15 protein-coding genes and 1 riboswitch are annotated in these 15,327 nt (G+C 69.1%); of the genes, 6 read left to right on the forward strand and 9 right to left on the reverse strand.

The genetic code is table 11. From position 1 onward, the window contains the following. Positions 1-281: 281 nt before the first annotated feature. The gene (locus P3L18_RS13725; protein ID WP_014361285.1) at positions 282-1,790 is read left to right on the forward strand and encodes an MFS transporter; all 1,509 of its coding nucleotides are present in this window, start codon (positions 282-284) and stop codon (positions 1,788-1,790) included. Between the two features lie 22 nt (positions 1,791-1,812). Here P3L18_RS13725 and P3L18_RS13730 read toward each other — a convergent pair whose 3' ends face one another. Next, positions 1,813-4,140, reverse strand: a complete 2,328-nt coding sequence (locus P3L18_RS13730; RefSeq protein ID WP_014361284.1) for a helicase-associated domain-containing protein — start codon at positions 4,138-4,140, stop codon at positions 1,813-1,815. A gap of 37 nt (positions 4,141-4,177) precedes the next feature. Further along, complete coding sequence (locus P3L18_RS13735) at positions 4,178-6,661, reverse strand: protein kinase (RefSeq protein WP_276114350.1); 2,484 nt, start codon at positions 6,659-6,661, stop codon at positions 4,178-4,180. A gap of 181 nt (positions 6,662-6,842) precedes the next feature. On the opposite strand from P3L18_RS13735, the gene P3L18_RS13740 reads away from it, so the two are divergent. The 4 genes from P3L18_RS13740 to P3L18_RS13755 are packed head-to-tail and all read left to right on the forward strand — an operon-like array spanning position 6,843 to position 8,574. Continuing rightward, positions 6,843-7,046 carry a hypothetical protein gene (locus P3L18_RS13740; RefSeq protein ID WP_014361282.1) on the forward strand — a complete coding sequence of 68 codons (204 nt, stop codon included), beginning with the start codon at positions 6,843-6,845 and terminating at the stop codon, positions 7,044-7,046. A 13-nt stretch (positions 7,047-7,059) separates the two neighbouring features. After that, a complete protein-coding gene (moaC, locus tag P3L18_RS13745) occupies positions 7,060-7,596 on the forward strand; it encodes a cyclic pyranopterin monophosphate synthase MoaC (RefSeq protein WP_276114351.1) in 537 nt (178 codons plus the stop codon). Further along, the gene (locus P3L18_RS13750; protein WP_006367761.1) at positions 7,593-8,072 is read left to right on the forward strand and encodes a molybdenum cofactor synthesis domain-containing protein; all 480 of its coding nucleotides are present in this window, start codon (positions 7,593-7,595) and stop codon (positions 8,070-8,072) included. Before moaC ends, P3L18_RS13750 begins: the two co-directional genes overlap by 4 nt. Before the next feature lie 52 nt (positions 8,073-8,124). Next, positions 8,125-8,574, forward strand: a complete 450-nt coding sequence (locus P3L18_RS13755) for a molybdenum cofactor biosynthesis protein MoaE (protein ID WP_020170208.1) — start codon at positions 8,125-8,127, stop codon at positions 8,572-8,574. 133 nt (positions 8,575-8,707) lie between these two features. On the opposite strand, the gene P3L18_RS13760 is transcribed toward P3L18_RS13755, so the two are convergent. From P3L18_RS13760 to P3L18_RS13780, 5 genes are all read right to left on the reverse strand, one after another. Then, positions 8,708-9,319 (reverse strand): transglycosylase family protein, encoded by a 612-nt coding sequence (locus tag P3L18_RS13760; protein WP_014361278.1) that lies wholly within the window; start codon positions 9,317-9,319, stop codon positions 8,708-8,710. A gap of 7 nt (positions 9,320-9,326) precedes the next feature. Further along, a riboswitch (cyclic di-AMP (ydaO/yuaA leader) is annotated at positions 9,327-9,501 on the reverse strand. Positions 9,502-9,762: 261 nt separating this feature from the next. Then, positions 9,763-10,011: a MoaD/ThiS family protein gene (locus P3L18_RS13765; protein WP_020170210.1), complete on the reverse strand. Its 249-nt coding sequence runs from the start codon at positions 10,009-10,011 to the stop codon at positions 9,763-9,765. 4 nt (positions 10,012-10,015) lie between these two features. After that, positions 10,016-11,131, reverse strand: a complete 1,116-nt coding sequence (gene moaA, locus P3L18_RS13770) for a GTP 3',8-cyclase MoaA (RefSeq protein ID WP_079929057.1) — start codon at positions 11,129-11,131, stop codon at positions 10,016-10,018. Continuing rightward, complete coding sequence (locus P3L18_RS13775) at positions 11,128-11,706, reverse strand: flavin reductase family protein (protein ID WP_020170212.1); 579 nt, start codon at positions 11,704-11,706, stop codon at positions 11,128-11,130. Before P3L18_RS13775 ends, moaA begins: the two co-directional genes overlap by 4 nt. Before the next feature lie 31 nt (positions 11,707-11,737). Then, positions 11,738-11,959 carry a hypothetical protein gene (locus P3L18_RS13780; protein WP_035726884.1) on the reverse strand — a complete coding sequence of 74 codons (222 nt, stop codon included), beginning with the start codon at positions 11,957-11,959 and terminating at the stop codon, positions 11,738-11,740. Between the two features lie 310 nt (positions 11,960-12,269). Here P3L18_RS13780 and P3L18_RS13785 point away from each other — a divergent pair, with 310 nt between their 5' ends. Continuing rightward, complete coding sequence (locus P3L18_RS13785; RefSeq protein WP_006367768.1) at positions 12,270-12,683, forward strand: cold-shock protein; 414 nt, start codon at positions 12,270-12,272, stop codon at positions 12,681-12,683. A 22-nt stretch (positions 12,684-12,705) separates the two neighbouring features. Here the strand turns inward: P3L18_RS13785 and P3L18_RS13790 are convergent, their stop codons facing one another. Together P3L18_RS13790 and P3L18_RS13795 are read right to left on the reverse strand one after the other, a co-directional pair. Further along, a complete protein-coding gene (locus P3L18_RS13790) occupies positions 12,706-13,233 on the reverse strand; it encodes a DUF2771 family protein (RefSeq protein ID WP_006367769.1) in 528 nt (175 codons plus the stop codon). Between the two features lie 3 nt (positions 13,234-13,236). Beyond that, on the reverse strand, positions 13,237-15,231 hold the full coding sequence (locus P3L18_RS13795) for an MFS transporter (RefSeq protein WP_276114352.1): 1,995 nt from the start codon (positions 15,229-15,231) through the stop codon (positions 13,237-13,239). Between the last annotated feature and the right edge of the window lie 96 nt (positions 15,232-15,327).

The raw sequence follows: 15,327 nt of genomic DNA on the forward strand, positions 1-15,327 counted from the left end.
ACGGCGCCTCGTCGAGCGCTGTCGGGACTGAGCTGAGCGCTGTCGGCGCTGTGGCGAGCGCCGTGGGCCAAACAGTGGGCGCTGTCGGCGCCGACATGGCCGATATGCCCGAAATCGGGTGAGTCCCGAAACGTCCGGAATCAAAAGGAGTTTCGCTGTCGTGGCGGACGGCGTACGCTATCCGGAGTACGGTCCTCCGGATATTGGTCCGTGGATCACCACACCAGGTCGGTGCATCGCGCCGACGCGTCCACCGCACGTCGACAAGAGCGAGTTCTCGAATGTCCTCACCTGTTTCGCCCTCCGCCGAACCCGATCCCCGGCGGTGGAAGGCCCTCGTCTTCATCTGTCTGGCCCAGCTGATGGTGGTCCTCGACGGCACCGTCGTCCAGATCGCCCTGCCCGACGCCAAGGTCGACCTCGGTATCAGTGACGCCAACCAGCAGTGGGTCATCACCGCCTACGCGCTGGCCTTCGGTGGTCTGCTCCTGTTCGGCGGTCGCATCGCCGACCTGTGGGGCCGTCGGCGCGCGCTGATGATCGGTCTCGTCGGATTCGCCTTCGCCTCCGCGCTGGGCGGGGCGGCGGTCAACCAGGGCATGCTGTTCGGCGCGCGGGCCTTGCAGGGTGCGTTCGGTGCGCTGCTCGCCCCGGCCGCGTTGTCGCTGCTGACGGTGATGTTCACCGCGCCCAAGGAACGCGCCCGCGCCTTCGGTGTCTTCGGTGCGATCGCCGGTGGTGGCGCCGCGGTCGGCCTGCTGCTCGGTGGTCTGCTCACCCAGACCCTCGACTGGCGCTGGACGATGTACATCAACGTGGTCTTCGCCGCCGTCGCGCTGTTCGGTGCGATCGTCGAGATCAAGGAGCCGCCGCGGGCCCACGACAATGCCACCCACCTCGACGTCCTCGGCGTCGTCCTGGGCGGCGGGGGACTGGCCCTGGTCGTGTACGGATTCAGTCGTGCGGCCGAGGAGGGCTGGGGCGACACCGGGACCGTCATCTGCCTGATTGCCGCGGTGGTACTGCTCGCCGCGTTCGTCGGATGGCAGGCGCGCTACCGACATCCGTTGCTGCCCTTGCGGGTTGTCGCCGACCGCGCGCGCGGTGGAGCCTATCTGAGCGTCGCGATGTCGGTGATCGCGATGTTCGGCTCCTTCCTCTTCCTGACGCTCTACATGCAAGTGGTGCACCACTATTCGCCGCTGAGTGCCGGAGTTGCCTTCTTGCCCATGGTCGGTGGCATGCTGGTCGGCTCCACCCAGATCGCGGCGCGGCTCATCACCCGGGTGCCGCCGCGGTTCCTGCTGGTACCGGGCGCGCTCATCGCGGCCTGCGGAATGCTTCTGCTGAGCCAGATCTCGGCCGACTCCACCCGGTACTGGAGCGTGATCTTCCCGGCTCTGTTCCTGCTCGGCTGCGGGATGGGCACGGTGTTCATGACCTCGATGAATCTCGCCACCTACGGCGTCGAGCCACGCGACGCCGGTGTGGCGTCGGCGATGGTCAACACCTCACAGCAGGTCGGCGGCGCCATCGGTACGGCCCTGCTGAACACGATCGCCGCCACCGCGACGGCCTCCTACATCACCGGCCACATGGCCTCGGTGCACGGACCGGCCGACGCGAAGGTATTGCAGGCACAGGCCATGGTTCACGGTCAGAGCATCGGATTCTATGTCGCCGCAGCCATTCTCGCGGGTGTGGCGCTGGTGGCCGGGCTCCTGATCAACGTCCGGCGGCCGATCGGCGACGCACACGAGTCCGAGCCGGTCGCGGTGGCCGCGGGCTGACCCGGGCGCTGATCGGCGCCGGTCAGCCGTCGAGCAGTTCGACGCTGGTGATGCGATGCAGCGAGAACCGCTGTTCGTCGTCGGTGCCGTCCTCGATCCCGATGAGCTGACCGGCGCCGAGGGTCTGCGGGGACACCACGTGTCGTGACGCGCTGCCATGCGCGTCGACGTAGCCGACGCGCAGTTTCCGGTTGGCGCGCAACGCCAATCGGATCAGCGCGGTCGTCGGCTCGCCACCCCCGGTGGCCCGCACCGACGCCGAGGCCGGCCCGGCTGCCGGGGTGGCGACCGCGGCACGATCACCCGAGCGCACCCGGCCGACGACGGCGGCGATCTGATCGGGGCCGAGCGCCGCGCGACGTGGCGCCGCGGCCGGATGCCGCCGCGCGCGATTGGTGGCGACTCGGCTTCCGCGGTCACGCATGTCGACGAGCTCACCCGCCGAATCCTCACCGGCCGGAGCGAATCCGGCGGCACGCAGAACGTCGAGCACATCACGGATCTCACTGGGCGACACCGCAACCGTGGGTGCCAGCGCCCGGAGCGCCAGACGCTCGGTGGCATCACTGCGCAACACCGCCGCCAGGGTCGCGGCGTCCTCGCACCGGATGAACGACGAGGCGATCCCGACCCGGAGCGCACCGTGTCGGCGCGCCACGTCCTCGATCAGGTAGGTCAGCGACTGCGGCACCGGTGTGCGGGAATGCGTGGTGAACATGGTGATCAGTTCACTGCTGGACCGGCCGGCATCGAGCGCACGGCGCACACTGTCCTCGCTGATCCGGTACACCGATGCGGCGCCGCCGGATTCGAGGTCGGCCACCAGCTCCACCTGTTCGGCGAGTTCGGCGGTCATCGGTCCGGGCACGGTGATCGTCAGATCGGCCTGGGTGAGGAAATGATCGACCGGCGCCGGCAGCGCCTTGCGCATGGCGGCGAGCACCGCCGAATCGTCGTCGGCGGGATCGGCGTCGAGCACCGCCCGCCCGACCGTGGTCAACGCGTGATGCCCGACGACGCCGACCGCGCGCGCCTCGTCGAGCGTCGCACCGACCACCCGCGAGGTGAGACGACGCATCTGGTGCGGGTGATCCCAGCCGAGGGTGGCCACGAGCCCGGCGACCGACACCGGTGTCGCCGGCGCCGTCCGCCGCAGCGCGGTGAGGATGGTGCGACGCACGGTCGGGGCGTGGGAGTCGTAGATCTCGGCCGAGAGCGCCGGGATCGTGGTGCCGTCGCGGTCCGGCTCGCCGACCTGCCAGGCGTTGCGCGGCATCGTCAGCCAGGCCTCGAGCAGGGTGTGCCACTGGCGTTCCGGAGGCTGGTGCAGCCAGGTGTCCGACGTCGTCGTCGGGGCGAAGGCGTGCTCGCCGGTGTCGCCGGCCGGTGGGGGATCGGGAAATCCGGAGTCGATCAATCGTGCGTGACCGAGGAGCTCGACGATCAGTGCGAGCCGGGGCTGATCGAGGCCGGTGGTCTTGCTCAGGCGGCGTAACTCCCGCACGCCGAGGGCCCCCGACCGCAGGATCGCCGCCGGCGCCGACCCCAGTGCGCGGAGCACCGTGGTGGCGTGCCGGATCAGTTCCAGCGCCTCGCCACCACCTGCGGCGTCGATGTCGCGGGCCGAGAACCGGCGCGGCGCCGAGGAGTCGTCGGGTACCGGACGCGCGAGGGTGTCGGTGCGCAGGGCCGGTTCACCCCGCAGCAACTGCCCGGATTGTGCAGGGAGCTCGACGGTCTGGTGATCGATCCGTGCGAGCAGACCGTCGGCGATCAGGCGTGCGACCGGCGATTGCGGGTCGGCGTCGGGTGCCGCGTCGCGGCTGCGACCCAGCGCCGGGCCCCGGGAGAGCGCCGCGAGTAGTTCGCGCTGCCGCTCGTCGAGGGCGTCGAGACGCGACCGCAGGTCCTCGGGTGTCACGTGTGCGAGCGGGCCCGTCAGGTGCAGCCCGCGCCACGGCAGCGCCGAAGTCGCATTACCGGCGACGTGCAGGGCGTCGTCGGGGCCCCAGATCAGGGCGAGCCGACGCAGATGGGCGATGCGCTCGAGGATGTCGTCGTGCCCGGCGCGATCGGACAGCGCGTCGAGCACCGACGACGCCGACACCGTCGCCGCAGCCGGTGGGCCCGCGGAGATGATCACCTCGAGCACGGCGATGTCGAGCAGGTCGAGACGCTCGCCCGCCAGCGCGACCGACGCCGCGGAGAGCGCACGTTGCGCGAGAACGCGGCTGCCCTGCGGGGGCGGGGAGGCGAGGTCGGGACGCAGTGCGAACAGATCCGCCAATTGATCGTCGGTGCGCGAGATCAGGTCGCCGGCAAGCCCGTCGGCCCGATCATCGGAACTCATTCGGCCGATTCTACCGAGCGCGCCACGCGACCCCTTCTCACGCGGGCAGGTTTAGCAGCGCCGGGGTCGACACTTCCTTGTCGTCGCCGCTGTCGCCGTTGCCGACCTGGCCCGCGGAGTTGCGGCCCCAACAGTAGATCGAGGTCTCGTTGACGACCGCGCAGGTCGTGCCCAGCACGGTCTCGACGGCGGAGACGGTTCCCGACAGGGCGGTGATCTGGGTCGGCGAGGTGGTCGCCGACCCGGAGCCGATGCCGAGTTGCTGTCCCTCGTTGTCTCCCCAGCAGAACAACTTGCCCTGCGACACCGCGCAGGTCGAACCCCAACCGGTGTTGATCTGGGTGACCCCGGTCAGCCCGACGACCGGCGTCGGGGTGTGCTGGGCGTTCTTGGTGCCGTCGCCGATCTGGCCGTACCGGTTGTCGCCCCAGCAGTAGGCCTTGCCCGACGCCGACGCGCACACGGTGATGTATTGGTTCGGGTCATTGGTGACGCCATAGGTGCCGACCGAGATGGAGTCGGCGTCGGTGACGGCGACCTTCTGCGGGGTGTTGGCCCGCGTGGTGGCCCCGGTGCCGAGTTGGCCGCTGTCGTTGTTGCCCCAACAGTAGACGGCGTCGGCGATGGCGCAGGTGGTGCCCTGTGCGGTGGCGACGCCGGTGACGGTGCCGCTCAGTCCGGTCACCTCGGTGGGGGTTGAGGTCTTGTCGGTGACCGAGTCCACGCCGACCTGCCCGTCGTCGTTGTTGCCCCAGCAGTACAGCTTGCCGCCCGCGATGGCGCAGGTGCTGCCGAAACCGGTGGCGATCGCCGTCACCGTGCCGGACAGCCCGGTCACCGGTGTCGGCGTCTGGGCGTCGGAGGTGGTGCCGGTGCCGAGCTGGCCGTAGCCGTTGTCGCCCCAGCAGTAGGCCTGACCTCCCGAGACCGCGCACGTGCTGGTCTTGAAGTCCTTGTCGGTGTCGACGTACCCACCCAACGAGACCGCGGTCACGGTGGGAAGATCGACCTTGACCGGGGTGGGCGACGCGGTGGTGCCGCCGTTGGCGAGCTGATTGTCGTAATTGGCTCCCCAGCAATACAACTGCTTGGCCGAGATGCCGCAGCTGGAGTTGCCGTAGACAGCGAGCACCGTGGGATGTCCACTGGCCGTTGGCTGGTCGTCATCACCGCGGAAAGCGCCTGCGGCGAAGGCGATGCCGAGTCCGACGACGAGCAGGACGACCACGGCGGCGGCCGCCAGGGAGACGATCAGGCCGGTGCGCTTCTTCTTCGGGGCCGCCGGTGTGGAGAGCGGATAGCCGCCACCGATGAGGTGCGGCGGCGTTCCCGGCGGAAACGTCGGGGGTATGCCGCCGGCCGCTGCGGGCGCGCCGAACGGTGCCGATTGATACGGCGAATTCGGTTGCGAGGGTGGGTTGTTGGCGACCGTCGGGCCAGCCGGCGCGTAGCCGCCGGGCATCGCGGACGGTATCTGGCCGGGGTAGGACGGATTCTGGTTGGGTACCGAGGGGTTTGGATGCGAGGGATTCGGATGCGACGGCGGCGGCGTCGCATAGGACGGCGGCGGCGTCGGCTGCGACGGTGGCACCGTCGGCTGGGAGTACGGGCGGTTCGCCCCGACGAAAGGTCCTGCCGCCGGGTTCGACTGGTGCGATGGCGGTGTGGGGTTGCCCCGCCCCTCGAATGCTTGACCCCGGCCCTCGAATGCCTGACGCAGCGCCGTCGAGAACGACCGGCAGTCGGGGTAGCGGTCGGCGGGATTCTTCGACAGTGCCTTCGCGATCACCGGATCGAGGGTGCCGAGATCGGGGCGTAGCGAGCTGATCGGTGGGATCTGTTTGGTCAGATGCGCCATGACCAGTGCCGAAGGCGTGGTGGTGGTGAACGGGGCCTGCCCGGTCAGGAGCTGGAAGACGGTGCACGCCAACGAATACTGATCCGAGGAGGCTGATGCGTCGTGACCCTCGATCACCTCGGGGGCACAGTAGGCCAGCGTGCCGATGAAGGCACTCGTCGCGGTCAGTGACGTCGAGTTGACGAGTTTGGCGATGCCGAAGTCCAGCACGGTGACCCGGGCGATCTGACCGTGTTCGTCCCGGCTGACGAAGATGTTGGCCGGTTTGACGTCACGGTGGATGATGTTGCGCCGGTGGGCGTAGTCGAGGGCGTCGGCGACACGGGTGGTCACCTCGATCACGTCCGACGGGGAGATCGCGCCGTGGGTGAGGTCGGCGCCCTCGAGGTAGTTCATGGTGAACCACGGGGTGCCGTCGGTGTTGATGCCGTACTGGTGGATCGAGATGATGCTGGGGTGATCGAGCGCCGCGGTGGTGCGCGCCTCGTTGGTGAAGCGCCGCTGGAAATCGGGGTCGTGCGCACCGGCCAGCGAGATGACCTTCAGGGCCTCCCGCCGCAGCAACTGCGGGTTCTCGACGAGGTACACCTCACCCATCCCGCCCGAACCCAGCAGGGACACCACCTTGTAGCCGGCGACCTGCGAACCTGGACTCAGAGGCACGATTCTTCCTTCGATCGGGGGTGGACCGCTGGCCTGTGACCTTACCCAACGTGCTCTGAGATCGGCCTTCGTATCATTCGAACGATGGGCCCACGACGCGGACGTCGGTGATGAGACGACGCGGGCGTCGGGGACCAAACGGTGAGCGCACCGCGTGCCGCGGAGCACGCCGTGGCACAATATGCGCGTGGCTGAGAGCAATTCGAAGAAGCACTACGTGGACAACGGCTGGCCGAAGGCCTCCGACGGCGACGGTCCCGAGCACGCGGTCTCGGAGTTCGCGGCCGCGCTGCCCGGCGCGTTGTCGCCGTTCGGCGAGGTGGAGTTCCCGCTGCCGGCCGACGAGGTCAACTACATCAACCCCAAGACGGTCATCAACCGCTGAGCGCGGTGACCGAGTGAGTGCGGTGCCCGATCCGCAGTCGTCTGCCCGGTTCTCCCACGTCGACGACTCGGGTACGGCCCGCATGGTCGATGTGGGGGACAAGTCGGTCACCCAGCGCCGCGCCGTTGCCGGCGGCACATTTCGCACCAGCACCACCGTCATCGACCTGCTGACCTCGTCGTCATTGCCGAAGGGTGACGTCCTCGCCACCGCGCGGATCGCCGGGATCATGGCGGCCAAACGCACCGATTCGCTCATTCCTCTCTGCCATCAGCTTGCGCTGTCGTCGGTCGACGTCGACTTCACGATCGGCACCGATCACATCGACGTGACGGCTGCGGTCACCACCGCGGGCCGGACCGGCGTGGAGATGGAAGCACTGACCGCGGTGGCGGTGGCCGGACTCACGCTGCACGACATGGTCAAGGCCGTCGACCGTCACGCACGCATGGACGGAATCCGGCTCCTCGAGAAGTCCGGCGGACGGTCCGGTGACTGGCACCGAGGAGACGAGCGCGGGCCACACGCGGACCTCGGGATGCAACCATGAGCACGCAGCGCATCGCGCGGATCGTCGTCGCCTCCACCCGGGCCTCCCGTGGTGCCTATCCCGATCGCACGGGCCCGATCATCGCCGAGTGGCTCACCGACCACGGGTTCACCGTCGACGAGCTCGACGTCGTCGCCGACGGCCCACCGGTGGGTGATGCGATCCGGGCCGCGATCTACGCCGACGTCGACCTCGTCCTCACCACCGGCGGGACCGGGCTCGCACCGACCGACCGGACCCCCGAACAGACGCGACTGCTGCTCGACATCGAGATCCCCGGTCTCGCCGACGCCATCCGCACCGCGGGTCTGCCGCAGGTGCCGACCGCGGTCCTCTCCCGTGGCACCGCCGGGGTCGCCGGCACGACGCTGGTGGTCAATCTGCCCGGCTCGACCGGCGGTGTGCGCGACGGCCTTTCGGTCCTCGCCACCGTCCTCGACCACGCTCTCGACCAAATCCGCGGCGGCGATCACTGATGAACTCGTGTCACCGATTGAATGGTTGTCACCGTTTGAATGGTTGTCACCGATGACCGCCGGCAACCCGGTGGTGGTCGTGCACACGGCGGTGAGCGTCGACCCGATCGCACTCGCCGACCACGAGGCCCGCGTCGTCGCGGCTGCCGATGGACATGCCGGCGCGGTCGTCGGGTTCGTCGGCGCGGTCCGCGACCACGACGGCGGCCGCACGGTGACGAGTCTGTCGTATTCGGCGCACCCGGACGCCCCGCGCGTGCTCACCGAGGTGGTCACCGAGATCTGTGCGGCCGCCGACGGCGTCCGGGCGGTCGCGGTCTCCCATCGGGTGGGTGACCTGTCGGTCGGCGACGTCGCCTTCGTCGTCGCCGTGGCCGCCGATCACCGCGCCGAGGCGTTCGCGTTGTGCGCGCGACTCGTCGACGAGGTCAAGGCGCGCATACCGGTGTGGAAACACCAGTTCTTCGGCGACGGAACCGACGAGTGGGTCGGGTCGGCCTGATCACGGGCATCACCTGATACAGGTCACCACCTGACACCGGCCACAACCGACACACCCCCCGACAATTGGAAAAGGGCCCCGCACGGCGTCGAGCAACGTGCGGGGCCCTTCGTCAGGGCTGAACCGATCGGGTTCAGGGGAGCGGGACGAGTCCCTTGTTCTCGTTGAACAGGCGCAGCTGATCCGGGGTGAGCTGGTAGCCGCTGTCCTTGGCGGCCTTGAGCAGGTTCTGCACCTCGGGGCTGACGCCGGCCTGGCTGACCTGATCGATCGCCTGGTCGGTGCTGGTGGCGTTCGGGGTGTTCGCGAGACCCTTGGCGGGCGCCTGGGGCGCATCCGGACGCGGGGTGTCGGCCGGGGCGGTCCGCGGGGTGGCCCCCGACAACCCGGTGCCGCAGACCGGCCATGCGCCCTTGCCCTGGGTGGCCAGGACTCGCTCGGCGACGGTGATCTGCTGCTCCTTGGAGGCCTGGTCGGCGCTCGGCGCGAACTGGGTGCCACCGTTGGCGGCCCACGTGCTCGGGCTGAACTGGAGTCCACCCTGGTAGCCGTTGCCGGTGTTGATGGCCCAGTTGCCACCGGACTCGCACTGGGCGACCTGATCCCACTCGGAATCGGAGGCGGCATGTGCCGAGCCGGTGCCCAGCAGGGCCGCGCCGCCGCCGAGAACGGCTCCGGTCAGCGCGATCTTCGCGAAGGTCTTGGTTGCGGTGGTGGTCGACGGCTTGCGGTGACGTCCGGACATAAGTCGAATAACCTCTCTCCACGCGCCTGCGAGGTCAGCTGTCGGGTTCGAGCGAGAGGTGCTCGGTCACAATCGCCGTGCGGCGACCGGACTTAACCCCAAGGGCGTCTGTCGACGTCCGTTCTTCCTTGCGGAAAAGGGTGGGTCCCCCGTCCTCGTTCCAAGATGTGTGCTCGTCATTCCACCGGAGGAACGAGGCTCGGCGCGACCGGTGGAAATCTTGGTGTGTTGTTTGCTGTGCTGTGACCTTCTGTGAAGGACGCTTCGTACAGTACGACGTCTGAGAGCGGGAATCACCCCGTCCTGACAACCCATTTTCGGCGTGCCGGTGGGTCTTTGGGCCCTGTTTCGGTGTCCGTGCAGTTCACGGGCGTGACGCCCGGTTCGTGTCCATCTCGTTATTGACTCGTTATGTGATCAAGCTCACAAGTGAGCCGGGTGTGTCAACCCCCGGCGAACGGGGGGAGAACGTCGATCGTGTGCGTCGGACCGAGGCGCCGCGTGCGGTCGCACAGCGCGATCTCGTCGCGCAGATACGAACACCGCTCCAACACCCGCGCCAACTCCGGATTATCGGCTGCCAGAATGTGTTCGAGCTCACCGAGAGTGATGTCCTCGGCGATGTCGCGCACGTCGGATTCGGTCTTCGCGGCCGCGGAGGCGGCGGCGAAATAACGGATCGTCACACGCATCCGCTCAGCCCCCGATCGCCGACATCGGACGGTCCGGCTGCCGGAATCCCGCGGTGTTGACCGCGTGCCCGGCGCGCTTGGCCCAGGTGTTCTCCCGCCACAATTGCGCGATCCGACGATCGACGTCGAGCTCGTCGTCACCACCGCCCCGCAGCACGGGCATCAGCGAGGTCTCGGCGTCGGCGAACAAGCAGTTGCGCAGCGCCCCGTCCGCGGTCAGCCGGGTCCGGTCACAGTCACCGCAGAACGGGCGCGTCACCGACGCGATCACGCCGACGCGGGCAGGTACTCCACGGGCGTCGGTGTGGCCATCGACGAGGAAGGTCTCCGCAGGCGCACCTCCACGCGGCACGGTGTCGGGACGCAACCGGAGATGCGCCGACAGCACGTCGAGGATTTCCGTCGCGGTGACCATCCGCGACCGATCCCACCGATGTCCGGCGTCGAGCGGCATCTGCTCGATGATCCGCAGCTGATATCCGGCGTCCAGGCAGAACCGGGCGAGGTCGACCAGTCCGGCCAGGTCCCGACGATCGGGGACGACCGCGTTCACCTTGATCGGATACAACCCCGCGCGACGGGCGGCGTCGAGGCCGGCGAGGACGTCGGGCAGCCGATCACGTCGGGTGATCTCGGCGAACCGGGCGGGATCGACGGTGTCCAGCGAGACATTGATGCGCGTCAGCCCGGCCTCGACGAGACCGGCGGCACGGCGCCTCAACCCGAGGCCGTTGGTCGTCATCGCGATCTCCGGGCGCTGCGGCAGCGAGGTGACGGCAGCGATGATGTCCTCGAGGTCGCGGCGCAGCAGCGGCTCGCCTCCGGTGAACCGGACGGTGCGGATGCCGAGGTCGGCGACGGCTATCCGCAGCACCCGGATGAACTCGGCGGTGGTCATCACCGACTCGGTCGGCAACCAGTCGAGGCCCTCGGCGGGCATGCAGTAGTCGCAGCGCAGATTGCAGCGGTCGGTCACCGACACCCGCAGATCGGTGGCCACCCGGCCGAAGGTGTCGCGCAGCGGCCCGGACGTGGGTGCGGTCGACGCCCCGGACCGCGCCTCGTCCGCCGCGTGCCGTAGCACCGACGGCAGCGGCAGGCCGAGATCGACGACGGTCATCGGCGCGCGGGATCGTCGTCGGGAATCCGTGCCTGTAGAGCACGAAAGGTGCTGGCGTGGAACACGAGTGGCTCGACATCCGGGTCGGCGTCGAGACGCCGGATGCGCAGCAGCACCAGCAGGTGATCGCCGGCGGGGATCTCACTCTCGATCGTGCACGACAGGTGAGCGGCCGCACCCGGGATGAACAGGGCTCCGTCGTCGGAACCGAGCGGCTCGATACCGTCGAACCGTCGCGGTGCCGGACCGGCGAGCTGACGGCACAACTGTGCCTGGTCGTGGGCGAACACGCTGACACCGACGGTGCCGGCGTCACGCAACCGCGGCCACGTCGTCGAGGTGTTCTGCACGCACACGCTCACCAGCGGCGGATCCAGCGACACCGACGTGAACGCACTCGCGGCCATCCCGACCAGTTCCGGGCCGGTTGAGTCTGTGGGCTCGGAGGACTCCTGGGACTCGGGCGCGCCACGATGGCAGCAGACCGCGACCACGCCCGACGGAAAACAGCTGTACGCCCGCTTCAGCGCACCCTCGTCCGATGCCGGCGCGAGAGCGGCGTGGGTGGCGATCACCGAGGGTCGATCGACAGAAGCCGACACACGATCACCGGGCCCCGCGGCCCGACCGCAACGCGTAGACGACGCCCAGCAAGAAGCCCAGCGGGGCGCACATTGTCAACAGATACACCGCGGTCGGAGCGGTCTCGCCGTGATCGGCCACCGGGGTGACGAACAACGCGATGATCGCGAGCACCCCGATCACGAACACCACGCCGGCCACCTGCAGCAGTCGCGACGGGGACGACTCGCCGGCTCCCGGCGTCAGCGAGCGACGATCGCCGTGTGCCTTCGGCCCGCTCGCTTCGCTCCCGGCGCCGGCCACACCCGGCCCGCTCGCTTCGCTCCCGGCGCCGGCGCCGTGCTTCCTCTCCATGGTTTCCACGGTAGAGCACCCGGGGTGACGATGACGGTGTCGTGCCCGGTCAGCGCGCGGCTCACGCTGCCTCGAGAAACCGTTTTGCCCATTGGCTAGACTGGCATCACCAGGCGCCTTGCTCATTGTCGTGGGTCAGGGCGCCCTTTCATGTGGTGGATCGACCGCATGCAACAACGACGTTCGAGTGAAGGTGAGCACAGTGCCGAGCGGCAAGGTGAAGTGGTACGACGCCGAGAAGGGCTTCGGTTTTCTCGCACAAGAGGGCGGCGAGGACGTGTACGTGCGTTCGTCGGCGTTGCCCGACGGCGTCGAGGCGCTCAAGCCCGGCCAGCGGGTGGAGTTCGGGATGGCCGCGGGGCGTCGGGGCCCGCAGGCATTGACGGTCACCGTGCTCGAACCCGCGCCAAGCGTCACCAAGAACACCCGTGAAGCCGCGCGCAAAGAGGTCAAGCGGCACAGCCCCGACGAACTGCATGGCATGGTCGCCGACCTCATCACCCTTCTCGAGGGCAAGGTGCAGCCGGATCTGCGCAAGGGTCGCTACCCGGATCGTAAGACCGCACAACGCATTTCCGAGGTCGTGCGCGCCGTCGCCCGCGAGCTCGACAGCTAGGGCATGTCTCCCAAGCTCACCCTCACTTGGGCGGCGCGGTGTCGGCGGCGATCAGTCCGCGCGCGATGTCGGTCGACCCGTCCGGGTTGGTCGCCACCGCAGATGCCGCGGTGATCGTCACGCCGAGCAGCACCCGGTCCGGGCGCGACCGCAGGGCGACCGTGTAGGTGGTGTTCGACGCCTGCGGTGATTCTTCTTCCACCAGGCCCTGCGGGGTCCAGTAGAGGGTCGTGAGATTCCACGGAGCCTTGGCGACCGTCTCCGAGACCGACAGCAGCGCCGTCGAGTTCAGGGGGATCGGCACCCGCGGGGTCGTGCGCTGAGGCTGATCCCGCGGCGGGGTGCACTCGCGCACGAACACGTCACACCACCGCGCCGGCTGCACCGTGTGGAGGTCGCCGCCGACGGCGAGCTGGATGTACGCGTCATCCTTGTGCTCGCCGGTGTTGCCGGCCACCAGGATGCCGACACCTGCCGCGACGACGACCACGAACGCGACGGCCACTGCGGCGATGATCGCGATCGCCTTCTTCTCACCGGGGTTGACCACGCTCTAGTGATATCCCATCCGCTTGGTGGGTTGAGCACCCGGTCCGGAAGCATCGCGGGACGACGGACCCCGCGCCGGGCCTGCCGGTCGGTGCGGTCGGGTGGGCGCCGACGCCGGATCCGCCGGGCGGCCTCCCGGATGGCCGTCCGGGCGATCCGGACGGACCGCGGCATGTCTCTGCGTCGGATGGCTGTAGGCCGGTGTACCGAGATCGGCGAACGACATGGTCGGCTCGGCATGCTCGGGACGCTCACCACCGAGGCCGGGGACCAGGGAGCGTCCGCGGTCGGTGAGCACCGTCTGCGCGAGTCCGAGCCCCAGCAACACCGAGACGACGGTGAACCCCACCCACAGCGTCGTCGGCAACAGCACGCCGAGAGCGGCACCGAGTACCCAGCACAGCTGCAGCACCGTCTCCGATCGCCCGAACGCCGATGCCCGTGACTGCTCGGGCAGATCGTCCTGGATCGACGAATCGAGGCACACCTTGCCTATCGCGCTGGTGCCGGAGGCGACCAGCGCGGTCGCCGTCGCCAGCACGATGTTGCCGAACACCGCTGCCAGCACGGCCATCACGAAGCATGCGGCCGTCGAATACAGCACGATCTTCGACGGGTTGCGCAGCTCCAGACGTGTGCCGACCCCGTTGCCGATGGCGTTGCCCACACCTGCCGCGGCGCCGACCGCGCCGATGGTCGCGAGCTGCTTCCAATCGGAGTGCACGCCTTGCTGGGACTTGGCGTAGAAGGCGATGTAGAGCGTCAGGAAACCGGTGAGGATGCGGATGGTGCCGTTACCCCACAGCGCAGCGACCACCTTGCGCCCGAGGGGCTGACGCATTTTCGCGGCCAGCGCCTTGGCCCCGCCGCGCACGCCCGCCCGCCCCGGCGCCGCGGCTGCGTCGTGCGGGGCGTGATAGGTCAGCGTCGCCGGGATCTCACCCTCGGTGACCTCGACCCACGACGGGATGCGCATGCACAGATACGCACCGAATGCGGCGATGACCGCCAGCCAGAGCATCGCCCCGGGCAGATGCCACGGCAGCGCCTTGGCCAGCAACACCTCGAAGAGCCCGGCCACCGCGCCGCCGATGATCGTGCCGCCGACCAGGCCGAACATCGTCAGCCGGGAGTTCACCCGCGGCAGGTCGATCGTCGGGGGGACCACCCGCGGGGTGACCGCCGACTTGAGCACCCCGAACGACTTGGACAGCACCAGCAGCCCCAGCGCGCAGGGATAGAGCACCCACGGGTCGTAGTTGAGCTGATCGGCCACCGGATCCCAGCTGACGTTGGTCATGATCAGCAGGGCGAGAACCACGCGGGCGCCGAAGGTGGTGGCCATCGCGATCCGGCGACCCTGCTGCAGTCTGTCGAGCAACGGCCCGATCAACGGCGCGATGAGCGCGAACGGTGCGATGGTGAGCGCGAGATACAGCGCCACCGACACCTTGGACTGTCCGGTGGCAGCCGAGAAGAACAAGGTGTTGGCCAACGCGACCGCCATCGCCGCGTCGACGGCGAAGTTCACGATCACCGGCAAGGTCAGCGCGGTCAGCCCGGACTGATCGGCGCCGTCGGCGGTGGCGGCCTGGTGGATCTTGCCGAGCCCCTTCGCGGTCAACTGCCTGCTGCGCATCGCCGCCACCCGCGCGACCGTGATCTTCTTCGGCGCCTCCGGCGTCGGATCGGTCGGCAGGGCTTGCGTCCGATGGCCGCCCGATCCCGTCGCGTCATGGGGATCGGTCGGCGTGTCGTCGAGGGGCGGCAGGTGCGGATTGTGGGTCCGCGGCGGCAGATATGCCTCGCCGCGGTTCCCGCCCGGCGGATTGCCGTGCGACGGGATCCGCGTCGGGGTGGCTCGGCGGCGTGCGCCGTCGGCCGGATAATTCGCGGCCCCGGGGTGGTCGACAGGGTCGCGTCGGGTACGCGCGGCAGCCGCAGGGCCCGTGGTACCCGCGGGTGCAGCGGCGCTGTCCTTCGACTTCCGTCCGATCACGCGTCAATTGTTCCTCATCGGCCGACCGGCCCGCCGTATGTGTCGTTCGGAAGTGTCGCGCGCAGCCGCTGTGACCCGTGGTCCCCGGGTGAGGCA

This window comes from Gordonia sp. N1V, assembly GCF_029269935.1.
GTDB lineage: Bacteria > Actinomycetota > Actinomycetes > Mycobacteriales > Mycobacteriaceae > Gordonia > Gordonia polyisoprenivorans.